This is a genomic window from Microcoleus sp. AT9b-C3, assembly GCF_036705485.1.
Taxonomy (GTDB): Bacteria; Cyanobacteriota; Cyanobacteriia; order Cyanobacteriales; family Microcoleaceae; genus Microcoleus.
Window position 1 is genome coordinate 218,289 of record NZ_JAUBUR010000004.1, and the last position, 12,430, is coordinate 230,718.

Below are 12,430 nucleotides of genomic sequence, written 5' to 3' on the forward strand. Positions count from 1 at the left end.
TTGGGTTAGGTTAAGGGTTGGGTGTGGCTATGCCATAATGAATGAGAGAATGAAATCAACCATTAACCATGACAACCACCGTTGAACTTAACGAAGAATTAGTTAAAGAAGCCTTTCGCTTAACCAATTTCAAAACAGAAAAAGAATTGATTGACTTTGCTTTGCAAGAATTAATTCGCACCCGTAAAAAGCGGAATTTACTCGATTTAAGCGGACAAATTCAATTTTCGACTGACTACGACTACAAAGCTTTGCGGGAAAACCGAAATGTTTCTGATTGATACCTCAGTCTGGATCAGCGTTTTCCGCGACAGGACAGGTGTAGTACGCGAATCCCTGGAAGCAATAATTAAAGATGAAAGTATTTTTTTGAACCGATTTACTCAGATGGAACTTTTGCAAGGTTGCCGAGACGATCGCGAGTGGACACTATTAGAAACTTATCTCCAAGAACAAGATTACATCGAGTCTACGCCTAATACTTGGGTAGCGGCTGCTCGGATTTACTACGATTTGCAACGACAGGGGTTGACGGTTAGAAGTAGTATCGACTGCTGCATTGCCCAACTCGCGATCGAACACCAACTTATTTTAGTTCATAACGATCGCGATTTTGAAACTATTCAGAGAGTGCGATCGCTCAATTGTTTGCGCTTCCGGCCTGACAATTAATGAATATATAGCGGTTCTCAAAAAAGTGAGGTATGCCCTATGCCCTATGCCCTATGCCCTATGCCCTATGCCCTATGCCCATCTTTCTGAGAAAGGCTATAGTTTAGGATAATAGTTTTAATTAATTTTGCCTAAAAAATCTTTGTAAGTTAAAATTTCCGTCCCCTCAAAATTCACCAAACTCAATAAATCTCCATCTCCTGTAATCAAAAAATCAGCTTGACTATCTTTCGCTAAAGCCAACAAATAATTATCTTTATCATCTCTACAAATAGAGACTTCCGAGGTTATTTCTACCCATAAACCAATAATTCTCAACAATTCCAGCAATTCTTGGACTTTCGTTAGCGGAAAATATTTTTGAAGTTTGGGTCTTTGAGTTACCAGATTGATTTCTTCGATTATTTGTTCGCACAAGACAACTTGGATAGCTTGATCCACTATTAATTTTTTGAGATTAGCTAATTCTTTGCCAATCAAGAAGCTAATCCAAAGATTAGTGTCTATAATTACTTTAATGGCTGGTTTTTCTGGCATGAATTTCGCTTCGGACTGCTTCTACTTCTTGGGTGATAGTTTCTAAAGAAAGCTCATCGGTACTAAATGACTCCAAAAGAGCTGTTAATTTACTATTTAATACTTCTTTTTCCAGCTCTTGACTTAACTGCAATTTTTCTGGATAGGGCAGTTGTTTGACTAGGGCTAAAATTTGCTCAAAGTTTAGGGAAAGTTGATAGTTGGCTAGAGTCATTGTTCGTTATGTTTAGGGCTTGTCGATATTTTATCTCAATTTTTTGGATTGAGGATGGCTTTAATAGTGCTGGACGCACGGCTGGCGAGAAACCGGGTTTTTTCTAGAATACTTCGTTCCACCTGGCAGAAACTGCTAAAAACCTGGTTTCTTTGGTTTGCGGGTAGTCAGAAACCAGTTTTTTTTCCTAGAATACTGCATCCGGGCCTTTAACTGTCGTGAAAAACCGGGTTTCTTTGGTATTTATTGGTAAGCCCTAAATGAGACAGAAAGGGCGATCGCACTTCTGGAATTCGTGCGATCGCCCTCAACAATTACTCTTTCCAGTAACGGGTTAAAATCCGAATCACCTCACCCGCTATCGGCGATGGTAGAGGCGGGCTCCATTCTCCAACTTCTGCAAAACCTAAAACGTGCAACAGATTAACGATGCTGTCTACCGCTTTGGGAACGCCACACAACAGCAAACGAATCGGTTGCTTACCTTGAGGTACATCAGGAATTTCTTCCCGGAGCAGTTCGGGAACTGACTTTGGCTGTGATATCATAGACTTTGAATTACACGAATAGTGGAATTGCGATCGCCCTCAAGTTTTCCAGGCCAGGGGCGATCGCTTTTCCGTTTGTACATCCTCAGTCTAGCACAGCTATGGGAATATGGGAATAGGTAACTAAGGGAATTTTAAACTTTTCACACGTAAACGTGTGAAAATAAAGTTATGGCAAATGAAAAAGACACCATCAAACTTGTAATTCCCAAGGCATTGAAGATCAGGTTCAAAGCCTTGTGCGTTCGTGCGGAAAGGGATATGAGCAGCGTCGGAGGTCAACTAATAGAAAACTGGTGTCAAGAGCAAGAGCAAGCCCAGGCGAAACGGGATGAGTCAAACACCTGAAGGGGCGGCACCAAAGAGGCGTACAAAGAAAGTACGATCGATGTATGAAGTAAATTCCCAGTTGCCTAACTTGCCAGCAAAAAACCTAAAACGAGTCACCAGCTACGTTCCTCCAAACGCCTACAACGTCTTGGAAGATTGGGCCAAGGAAGAAGACCGGACAGTCAGCAATCTCGTAAGTCGGATTGTCTCTCAAGCTGTAGATGCTTACTTGGCTAAAAAGACTACAGAAGATGAACCCAGCAGCAATTAACCTTTGATCTCTACGCTGATGGGTCATTCTCAACTGCCAACCTGTCGGGCCGTTTATTTTGTGTTGGAGTTGGGTTTTGTTTTTCCTCTAACCCGAAACCCGATCCACAGGGTCAAATTCAGCAACCTGTTTTTGACCAAGAGAGGTAATCGCTAAGACTAAAACACTTAACGTCAGGCCTAAAATCGCATAACTCGGTAGTGAAAAAATAGTTACTTTAAACAAATAAGGCAATTCCCCCCCCTTCCAGTTCCACCGCTTTCCTAGAAACACCAACAGCCCGCCATGAATCACAGCGGTTTGCACCATGACACAGCCAACGCCCAATAACCAAACCGACATTCTTTGCCTAGAGAAGGCACAATTTTTAATCTGAAAACATAAATCATTCAGCAAAAAAACCACCGTCGGTGCTAACATCACAGAACTGGTTGGCTGAGAATAGTTGATAGCAATACTCAAAGTGGAAATTAGCACCATTTCAGATAAGTCAACTTTTTTTGACCAAGCATTGCGAGATTGTTTTTTGTAAAAATACCAACTCACTAAACCAACTAGCACTAGACAGATCGAGTCAGAAAATAGCTTCGCCGCGAAGGGACTATCGGGGAAAAATCTCGGCCCCATAACCCTTAAATCAAGGCGACTCATAGAAATATAAGCATTATTCGATGGATCGTTGAGCCAGAGTGGAAATCCACGAATCGCATCCTGTAGAAATCCTGTTAAGGAATTGCCCGTTACAGCTAAACCTATAACTGCCAAAAAAGTTACCGTGACTATAGATATAAAAACTAGCTTAAACCGTCTTTTGATTAAAAAATAAGGAATAAACAATATAACTAAAGTTGGTTTAAAAAGGGCAAATCCTAATAAAACTCCTGCAATTATATCCTGACTTTTTCTAGCACAAATAAACATCCATAACAGCAGAACCGCAATAAAAGTTGCTACATTGCCAACTTGAAGATCGAAGACAAAACCGTAGAGGAATGCAACTGATATACTACAAATAGTCCGAAAAGCTCGTGAGTGCGACACCAACAAGATATTCGCTCCCCATAAAACAAAACCTGTGGCAATAAGATGCAGCCAAGTCCAGATTGTGAATGCAGTCTTCATCGGGAAATAGCCCAAAAACCAGAGGGGAGGAATGATATTAGGTGGATAAACAAAAGATGGAATAAACCCACACACTTTTGTGATGCGACAGAAAGCGCTGTTAAACACCTCCACATTAAAGGGACTCAAATGCTGATGGGCTAATTTACTCGCTACATAAAACCACTTAAAATCCCAGTAAGGCGGATCGGGCCGATGAGTCAGATTGTAAACCAACCAACCGGTATAACAGAGAAATCGGGTGAGAACTAATAAAATAACTGCTTGCAAAATAAAGTTAACGATAGGTTGACGAAAAAACTGAGTCAACCTTTGGATCGAAGGATGTTTTAAAAACAAAGAATCTTGCCATGCTTTTTTTTCGCTATCTAGTCGCCAATTATAATTGAGAAACAAAGCGACTGTAATTAGAATAATTACATTCCAGAATCCAAAGCTAATCATAGTAAATATTTTTAATAAATTTACTCTTGGATGATATCACAACCCGAAATTATATCATGTCCGATCGATTAACAATAATATCCCGGCAGGGGCGGGTTTTTAAGATGGTAAATTATTGGCAGGTATTGTTGGTGAACCCGCCCCTACAAAAATCGCGGTTGCTCGATCGGACATGATATTATCAACTAAAACTCACCCTTTTCACCTAGACTCTAGACCTTTATTCCGGGTTTTTACCTAACTCTCTTTTCTCTCTTTTCTCTCTTTTCTCTGCGCCCTCTGCGGTGAAAAAAAAATCTTATTCACAAACGAAATAGGATTGCTATCTAAAAGCCCGATCGCACTTTAGCCCCTTATAACCCTGTTCACCCCCAAACATATGCGTTACCCTAGTTGACTACAACTTGTACTGCACTCCCCAACTAAATTCATGCTTCCCCGCATCCAAGAATTAGCCGCCACCCTCGCCCCCCGCTTAATCGAAATTCGCCGCCACATCCACTCCCACCCCGAACTCAGCGGCCAGGAATATCAAACCGCCGCCTACGTAGCCGGAGTTCTCGCTTCCAGCGGAGTTCACGCCATCGAAGGAATCGGCAAAACAGGAGTCATCGGCGAACTCAAAGGCAACAGCAGCGAGTCCCGGTGGCTGGCAATTCGCACCGATATGGACGCTTTGCCGATTCAAGAACGCACTAACTTAGAATTTGCCTCCCGCAACGAGGGAGTGATGCACGCCTGCGGCCACGACATCCACACCACCGTCGGTTTGGGCGCAGCCATGATATTGTCTCAGCTCGAAGAAAAATTGCCCGGTCACGTCCGCTTCTTGTTTCAGCCGGCGGAAGAGATAGCCCAAGGTGCTCAATGGATGATTAAAGATGGGGCGATGCAAGATGTTGACAGCATCCTCGGAGTGCACGTTTTCCCGACGATTCCCGGCGGTTGCATCGGTATCCGCCACGGGGCACTGACGGCGGCTGCAGATGACCTAGAATTGATTGTGATGGGCGAATCCGGCCACGGTGCGCGCCCCCACGAGGCGATCGACGCAATTTGGATTGCTTCTCAGATAATTACCACTTTGCAGCAGGCCATTAGCCGCACGCAAAATCCCTTGAGGCCGCTGGTTTTGACGATCGGGCAAATTAACGGCGGACGTGCGCCCAACGTGATTGCCGATCGAGTAAAATTGCTGGGAACCGTGCGATCGCTGCATCCAGAAACCCACGAAAAACTACCGAATTGGATCGAACAAATTGTCTCCAGCGTTTGCGCGACTTACGGCGCTAAGTACGAACTCACCTACAAGCGCGGCGTGCCCGGAGTCCAAAACGACCCAAAACTCACACAATTAGTCGAAAGTGCGGCTTTAGAAGCTTTAGGTCGATCGCGCGTCCAAATTTTACCAGAACCATCCCTCGGCGCGGAAGATTTTTCGATGTACTTAGAACACGCACCGGGAACCATGTTTCGCTTAGGAGTGGGACTGACTGACAAACCGAATTATCCCCTCCATCACCCGCAATTTGAGGTTGATGAAGCCTCCATTGTGACGGGCGCTGTCACCTTAGCCTATGCCGCCTATCAATATTGGAAACAGCAAGCAAGTAAGTGATATCGTTTCTAATCGTAGCTGTAGGGTGTGTGGCGATCGACAATCCCTCAACTAATAGTGACAATCTAATAGCGACGCACCTTACCAAATAGCTAACTCAGAATGAAAAATTCTCAATTCGCGATCGCGCTCCCAATTATTTTACTGCTTTTGTGGAAAGATTGCGCGATTTATCCACAGTAACCGCACAAGAAGTGAAGATGAATCGCAGTCAATCTCTTCGGTGTCATTCGATTAAGTGGCGAGAAACAACTGAACCCAATGGATTTGGTATTCCCAACGAAAAAGAATTAGTAACAATTCCTTATCAGTTTTCTCTTTCAACTAATGAACACGGTCGAGTGCAAAGATTCTTTATTGAAAATGTGTTTTATATTGTTTGGTTAGATACGAACCATAATCTTTATCAGTAAGCACTCATTGTCAGAAAGTGAGATAGAAAGGGCGATCGCTCTTTTTCAGAAAGTGGAAAGTGAGGGGCGATCGCGTGATTTAATGATACTTGTATGTGATTCAATTAATTGATGAGTGGAATTAAGCGCCAAATCACCCTTGACAGCCGGCACATTGCTAAACATTTGCCAGACACGCCACAAATGAGAAGATTACTTAATAAAGGACGTGCTGCTCATATTTTTAATGATGAACCTACAATGAATCAGGTAGCTCAAGCCATAATAGAAGATGGAGACTTTACAGGTACGATTCGGGGCTACGATCGTTATGGTATGTTTTTTATTGAATCAATTGGTTATAGGGTTGACCCGGATGGTAGCCGTCTTTTACTTTATTACGGAGAGATAAAAATTGATGATGAAAACCGATACCACGTTACGCCTCGAAGCAGACCTAGTAAAGAATAACTGGGAATTTACAGAGGTATGGATCGATCCAAATCTTTCACCCCCTTATCTGCTTTTGTTACTAAGTGATGCTGAGGGAAATAGTCGGATTTACGATCCGGCTGAGGGTTATAAAATTGTGTTTTCTAGTAAGAGTTATGATGAGGCACAGTATTGGCTTTTAGAAGATGAGTATGAGCCCATAGAAGGGCGACTGAGAATGTCAGAGTTAGTTTGAATAGTTTATGTTGAAAGGGCGATCGCGCTTTTTTCAAAACTGGGAAATAAGTTGAGTCGGGTTTCAACCCCTCGATAAATCGCAGGGGTTGAAACCCTCCTACGCTATTTCCGATAGCGACAGGCTACCAGCCACCATAGCAGAATCCTCAACTGCTGATAAAGTCCGCTGCTGTCAAGCTCGCTGGTGTTAGACGAACACCAACCGTTGGACTTCGCTCCAAAAGTCCAATAATTCGATTAGTTGATTTAACTCGTAGAGCTAGATCTTGATCGGCACCAGCACAGATGCCACAAAAGGCATTCCAGGGTTCAAACTGCCTTTCCACGAAACGTGGATTCAACCGAGCAGTTTCAAATGTCAGGACTTCGATGTCAGCAAATGTCAGACCTTGTGGAAGTGCAATTTTGTCTTCCCCAGGGAAGAAATCCTGTAGAAAATCTACTGTATTAGTAGCGACTTCATCTTGAATAATAAACGTGTCTCGTCCAGCTCCTCCATTCAGAACATCAAAACCTAAATCTCCCGATAAAATGTCCGCACCCTCGCCACCCAATAGCAGGTCGTTATCACGCCCCCCAAACATTTGATCGTTGCCGCGTCCACCAATAAGAGAATCAGTGCCCGCATTCCCAAACAAAACGTCATCGTCAAGTCCACCGTCAAGAGAATCTGCATCTTTACCACCGTAGAGGGTATCGAACCCGCCCTCACCATCTAGTGAGTCACGGCCCTGATTCCCGAACAGTTCATCATTGCCACCCAAGCCACGGATTCTGTCATTACCCCCCAAGCCCAGCGTTCTGCGGCTGCCATCAGTATCACGAATGAAGTCATCATCCTCTGTGCCTTGTGCATCGGGAGTATTTGCAATATTGATGTTAGCCATTGTTTCTTAGAAATTGCTTAAATTTATTGCGTGCTGATTTTTTAGCATATATAAAAAATATACTCAAATCAAGTCAAATCAATAGGATTTAGTAGGCATTTTTTTACCTGTCCCGATTTATCTCAGTGGGATCAAGTAGGATTTAGTGGCTAAAGTATCAAACGGTAGGATAAAGTAGAATCGCAACAGGCAAAACAACAACCCCGACTCTACCTATGGATGTTCAAGAAGTTTTAAAATTGGCTGACGACATCGTATTCGCTAAGACAGGAAAACACCTCAATCATCTGCAAGAAGGTATATTGCGCGGTACTTGGCAACGCCAGAAATACCCTGAAATTGCCAAAACCTGCCACCGTAGCGAACCTCATGTCAAGAAAGTCGCAGCAAAATTATGGAAACTTCTATCAGAAACATTAGGTGAAGACATCAATCAATCTAACTTTGCATATACAGTGGAAAGATGGCAATTTTCAATAGTTTCATCACATTTTGGCGACAATGCACAAGTTGGTAAGTTTAAGGTGTGTGGAAACCCTCCTAAATCCTTAGAAACTCCCAACTTAGAAAAACAAAATCAGGAAACCTCTAGCAAAACTCAGCCCAAACAGCGATTAGACTTATCCGATGCACCAGAACCCAACTTATTCTATAACCGCACATCCGAACTCACCACCCTCAAACAGTGGATTTTGGAAAACCGCACCCGCCTCATCACCATATACGGCTTATCCGGTATCGGCAAAACCACCCTGACTCTCCAACTAATCCCACAAATTCAACACGAATTCGATTATATTATTTACCGCAGTTTCCGCAATTCTCCACCCCTGCAAACCCTGCAAACAAACTTAATTCAATTCCTCTGTAGGGGCGGTGCCCCCGTGCCCGCCCCCGAAGAAAGGGCAACCACGGGGGGATTGCCCCTACTAAAACATTTGCTTTCATCCCGCTGTCTCCTAATCCTCGATGACATACAAACGATTTTCACCAGCCGCCAACTCGCAGGCCACTACCAACCAGGCCATGAAAATTACGGCACATTCTTCAAACAACTAGCCGAATCGTCCCACAACAGTTGCTTAATTTTACTCAGTTGGGAAAAACCCAGAGAAATTGCCGCCCTAGAAGGCGAAAACCGCCCATGTAAATCGCTACAACTCAACGGTTTGGGCGCGGAAGCAGGGGAAATATTCCAAGAAAAAAGATTAGCTGAAGAGGAGAAATGGTCACAACTGATTGACCTTTACCGAGGCAATCCCCTATGGTTAAATATAGTTGCAAATATAATTCAAGATTTATTCGGGGGCAGCGTTTCCGAGTTTCTCTCCTATGATACCCTATTTTTAGGTGATTTAGAATCTCTGCTGCACCAGCAGTGCGATCGCCTATTTGACTCAGAAAAACAAGTGATATCCTGGTTAGCTAGTGAAGTCGAACCAGTGGAAATATCAAAAATTTCAGCCAATCTCCAATTATCTCCATCAGCCTTATTACAAGCTGTGCAATCCTTGGGACGGCGTTTATTAATTGAAAAAGTCAAACAAGGTGAGAAAACGCTTTTCACACTCCAGCCTGTATTGATGGAGTATGTGAAAAACCAGTTCCTAAAGGTTGGATAGTTTCAGGGCTTCTCGTGGGAGGCTAGAAACCGGGTTTCTACGAAATTTTGTGTTTAGTAGCGAGAAATCACGCAAGAAACCCGGTTTCTGAGGACACAACTATTTTGCAAGGTGCGTCGCTGCTCGAAAAGTCGCTCTTTTTTAGGGATTTATCGCAGGCGACACACCCTACGGCTAGCTCAAGCGTATTGCCCTATCTTCGGCAATTCCCCTATACCAGCGGCCAAATGTGCTAACCTACAATCAAAAACCCCCCATCTTCAACTATCGCGAGACAGATAACCGTGTTCGCTCAAGCACCTCCAACTCCCAATTACAAATGGTTTAGCTGCATTTCTAGCACTGTGTTCACCGCATTGTGCCTGTGGCCCATTTTTAGCGCTGCGGGATACGCCCAAACTCCCCAAAATAGACCCATCAAAATCGGCGTAGTGCAGCGGTTTGGCACAAAAGCAACCGACAAACTGACGCTGAAAGCATTACCGGGCGACAGCTTAACTTTGCGTTACAAAACTCCTCAAGGCATAGAAACGAAAACTGCTGCTAGCGTCAAGTTAGAAATAGCCCCGAAACCGCTGGAATCGCCGGCAGTAGAAGAACGAGTGGTACTAAGTTCTCACCGCAGTTTTGAGAGTGCGGAAGACAGCGCCAATCAGTGGCGCGCTAAGGGCATTGAAGTAGAAATTGCTCAACCTTTGCGCTGGCAAGTTTGGGCGAAAAGAGATGTTTATAACTCTCCTATAGTGCGGCGCTGGTTGTTGCAAAGTTTGCAAGATCAAGGTAACAAAACCGCTTTTTTGGATTCCAAAGTTATTAAACAAATACCCCAGGCATTTTGGGTTTTAAACGGCTTTCGCTTCAACCGCAATGAGTTGGATGTGACGGCGGGGAAAAATGTGATTGAGGTATTGGAACAAACTACCCAAGAGGCGACAGCCATTGAACCCGAAAAAGCTATTCAACAAACTCGCCGTTATGGTGGGAGTTTGCACCTGCAAAAAAATTCTTACGGCACTTATACTTTGGTAAACAAAGTGCTGACGGAAACTTATTTGCGGGGTGTTGTTCCTCACGAAATAGGGGCTTTTTCGCCTTACGCTGCGATTGTCGCTCAAACTATTTTGGCGAGAACCTACGCCCTGAGAAATTTGCGCCGGTTTGCTGTGGATAATTATGAGTTGTGCGCTGATGTTAACTGTCAAGTTTATCACGGTTTGACCGAGGTTTACCCGCAAACTGATAAGGCGATCGCCCAAACGAGCGGTTTGGTGCTAACTTACGAAAATCAGCTAGTAGACGCGCTCTATTCCGCGTCTAGCGGCGGCGTCACAGCCTCTTTTAACGATGTGTGGCAGGGCGCGGAACGTCCATATTTGCGATCGATCGTCGATTCGCCTAATAATATTTGGGATTTGTCCAAGCAGAGTTTGTCTGACGAAAATAACTTCCGCCGCTTTATCAGTTTGCAAAAAGGGTTTAATGAGGAAAAAGAAGACACTTTTCGGTGGCGCGAACCAGCTTCTTTGACCGCGATTGGTGGATTTCTCAAACAGTATCTTCAGAAGAAACAGCACCCACTGGCTAATCTTAAAACTGTCACTCAAGTGGAAGTGGTGGAAAGGTCGCCTGCCGGTCGAGTTTTGAAAATGAAGGTTCAAACTGACTTGGGCCCCATCGATATCGACAAAGACGAGATTCGCAATGCTTTTTACCCGCCGATTAGCACGCTTTTTTACCTAGAACCAATTTACAATCCCGACAAAACTCTCAACGGTTATGCTTTTGTCGGAGGCGGTTTCGGACACGGGGTAGGAATGAGTCAGACTGGTTCTTACAATTTGGCTAATTTGGGCTGGAACGGATCTCAAATTCTGAGCTTTTATTTTCCCGGCGCTCAAGTTGTCCCTCTCAGCGATAACATTACATTTTGGCGCCAATAGTCGATCGAATTCTGCCTAAGAGTCGGCGATTTAAATCGCTACACAAACAAAGTCCGTGCAACGCGAGACTAAATATTAGTCCTAAAACTTTTAGATTTTAGACTTGGGATTCTAGATTGGTTTCACAGTTAATCTAAAATCGGCCATCTAAAATCTAAAATTATTTGGTCAGCTATCTGCTCAAACAGCTATGAATTCATAGATGGGAGTGAGAGACTGCTGGCGGCTTTATTGCAGTGTTAGACACAGAAACCCGGTTTCTTAACATAATTGCGCTATTTCAGCTTAATTTGGGAAACGAGAAACCGGGTTTCTTAGGGTATCACGCAGAGCGTCCTTTCTTAGTAGAGCGATTCTTCTTTGTGAGTTTCGATCGTACAGTCAGACTTGGGATAGGCGACGCAGGTGAGGACAAATCCGGCCTCGATTTGGTCGTCGTCCAAGAAAGATTGGTCGGATTGGTCAACTTCGCCTGCGGTGATTTGGCCGGCGCAGGTGGAGCAAGCTCCAGCGCGACAAGAGTAGGGGAGGTCGAGTCCTGCTTCTTCAGCAGCATCAAGAATGTAAGTATCGTCATCAACGTCAATGGTCTGGTTAATTCCTTCGGCTTCGCTGATGAGGGTAACTTTGTAAGTCGCCATGCACTAATCCTCTCAAAAATTCAACAAGATTTATAATTTTTCCTAATGCAACCTTCAAGGCTCTATTAGCTTTGAGGTTAGCTCTTAGGTTTGTTCCCTCTATGATAGTAGGGGATAGAAGGGAGGTTGACACACTTATTTACAAAACATTTGAATGGGATTAGTTATAACTTTTTCTAATTTCATCTTGATTACTTATACCTATGTTGGGTTCAGCCTTGTGATACTGTTGCCGCAAGACTTGCGCTAAACCACCGGGTTTCTAGGAAAAATCCTATTTTGATCCCTACAGTACAAAAACCGGGTTGTTGGTATGCGGTGTGTCGATCGAGTTTTGGCAATACTTGCTGCAAAGCAAGTCTCTGCAGGCGGTGAAATGTATAGTGAGATCGCATCAATACTTGGATGTTGAAGGCTCGATCGAATAAATCGCACCACAACCACAGCTTAAAATCGGGGCGACAGAACCCTAAAGCCCTGCACCGCAAGTCTGTAACTATCT

15 protein-coding genes are annotated in these 12,430 nt (G+C 43.9%); 9 read left to right on the top strand and 6 right to left on the bottom strand.

Features of this window, described 5'->3' with window-relative positions; translation table 11 throughout:
• The first annotated feature begins 68 nt into the window (after positions 1-68).
• Positions 69-281, top strand: a complete 213-nt coding sequence (locus QUB77_RS05975; RefSeq protein ID WP_006633402.1) for a type II toxin-antitoxin system VapB family antitoxin — start codon at positions 69-71, stop codon at positions 279-281.
• Entirely contained in the window at positions 268-672 is a 405-nt protein-coding gene (gene vapC, locus QUB77_RS05980) for a type II toxin-antitoxin system VapC family toxin (protein ID WP_333170545.1), read from the top strand. The genes QUB77_RS05975 and vapC overlap by 14 nt, the downstream gene beginning before the upstream one ends.
• 117 nt (positions 673-789) lie before the next feature.
• Here vapC and QUB77_RS05985 read toward each other — a convergent pair whose 3' ends face one another.
• The 3 genes from QUB77_RS05985 to QUB77_RS05995 all read right to left on the bottom strand — a co-directional run bounded on the left by QUB77_RS05985 (position 790) and on the right by QUB77_RS05995 (position 1,971).
• Positions 790-1,209: a putative toxin-antitoxin system toxin component, PIN family gene (locus QUB77_RS05985; protein ID WP_333170544.1), complete on the bottom strand. Its 420-nt coding sequence runs from the start codon at positions 1,207-1,209 to the stop codon at positions 790-792.
• Positions 1,187-1,423, bottom strand: a complete 237-nt coding sequence (gene vap15 / locus QUB77_RS05990) for a type II toxin-antitoxin system VapB15 family antitoxin (protein WP_333170542.1) — start codon at positions 1,421-1,423, stop codon at positions 1,187-1,189. The genes QUB77_RS05985 and vap15 overlap by 23 nt, the downstream gene beginning before the upstream one ends.
• Before the next feature lie 314 nt (positions 1,424-1,737).
• Positions 1,738-1,971, bottom strand: a complete 234-nt coding sequence (locus QUB77_RS05995) for a hypothetical protein (RefSeq protein WP_190663608.1) — start codon at positions 1,969-1,971, stop codon at positions 1,738-1,740.
• Positions 1,972-2,142: 171 nt separating this feature from the next.
• Between QUB77_RS05995 and QUB77_RS31685 the strand changes: the two genes are divergently transcribed.
• Together QUB77_RS31685 and QUB77_RS06000 are read left to right on the top strand one after the other, a co-directional pair.
• Positions 2,143-2,319: a plasmid partition protein ParG gene (locus QUB77_RS31685; RefSeq protein ID WP_332983430.1), complete on the top strand. Its 177-nt coding sequence runs from the start codon at positions 2,143-2,145 to the stop codon at positions 2,317-2,319.
• Positions 2,303-2,572 carry a ribbon-helix-helix domain-containing protein gene (locus tag QUB77_RS06000; RefSeq protein ID WP_333170540.1) on the top strand — a complete coding sequence of 90 codons (270 nt, stop codon included), beginning with the start codon at positions 2,303-2,305 and terminating at the stop codon, positions 2,570-2,572. Before QUB77_RS31685 ends, QUB77_RS06000 begins: the two co-directional genes overlap by 17 nt.
• A gap of 87 nt (positions 2,573-2,659) precedes the next feature.
• Here the strand turns inward: QUB77_RS06000 and QUB77_RS06005 are convergent, their stop codons facing one another.
• The gene (locus QUB77_RS06005; RefSeq protein ID WP_333170539.1) at positions 2,660-4,138 is read right to left on the bottom strand and encodes a glycosyltransferase family 87 protein; all 1,479 of its coding nucleotides are present in this window, start codon (positions 4,136-4,138) and stop codon (positions 2,660-2,662) included.
• Between the two features lie 430 nt (positions 4,139-4,568).
• Here QUB77_RS06005 and QUB77_RS06010 point away from each other — a divergent pair, with 430 nt between their 5' ends.
• The 3 genes from QUB77_RS06010 (at position 4,569) to QUB77_RS06020 (ending at position 6,619) form a co-directional block, all read left to right on the top strand.
• The gene (locus QUB77_RS06010) at positions 4,569-5,756 is read left to right on the top strand and encodes a M20 family metallopeptidase (protein WP_333170537.1); all 1,188 of its coding nucleotides are present in this window, start codon (positions 4,569-4,571) and stop codon (positions 5,754-5,756) included.
• Between the two features lie 200 nt (positions 5,757-5,956).
• Entirely contained in the window at positions 5,957-6,169 is a 213-nt protein-coding gene (locus QUB77_RS06015; protein WP_333170536.1) for a hypothetical protein, read from the top strand.
• A gap of 111 nt (positions 6,170-6,280) precedes the next feature.
• A complete protein-coding gene (locus QUB77_RS06020) occupies positions 6,281-6,619 on the top strand; it encodes a DUF6972 family protein (protein WP_333170535.1) in 339 nt (112 codons plus the stop codon).
• 365 nt (positions 6,620-6,984) lie between these two features.
• Here the strand turns inward: QUB77_RS06020 and QUB77_RS06025 are convergent, their stop codons facing one another.
• Positions 6,985-7,725: a calcium-binding protein gene (locus tag QUB77_RS06025; RefSeq protein ID WP_333170534.1), complete on the bottom strand. Its 741-nt coding sequence runs from the start codon at positions 7,723-7,725 to the stop codon at positions 6,985-6,987.
• Positions 7,726-7,940: 215 nt separating this feature from the next.
• Here QUB77_RS06025 and QUB77_RS06030 point away from each other — a divergent pair, with 215 nt between their 5' ends.
• Together QUB77_RS06030 and QUB77_RS06035 are read left to right on the top strand one after the other, a co-directional pair.
• Positions 7,941-9,347 carry an ATP-binding protein gene (locus tag QUB77_RS06030; RefSeq protein WP_333170533.1) on the top strand — a complete coding sequence of 469 codons (1,407 nt, stop codon included), beginning with the start codon at positions 7,941-7,943 and terminating at the stop codon, positions 9,345-9,347.
• 284 nt (positions 9,348-9,631) lie between these two features.
• The gene (locus QUB77_RS06035; protein ID WP_333170532.1) at positions 9,632-11,287 is read left to right on the top strand and encodes a SpoIID/LytB domain-containing protein; all 1,656 of its coding nucleotides are present in this window, start codon (positions 9,632-9,634) and stop codon (positions 11,285-11,287) included.
• Between the two features lie 341 nt (positions 11,288-11,628).
• On the opposite strand, the gene QUB77_RS06040 is transcribed toward QUB77_RS06035, so the two are convergent.
• Complete coding sequence (locus QUB77_RS06040) at positions 11,629-11,928, bottom strand: ferredoxin (RefSeq protein ID WP_333170530.1); 300 nt, start codon at positions 11,926-11,928, stop codon at positions 11,629-11,631.
• Positions 11,929-12,430: the final 502 nt, after the last annotated feature.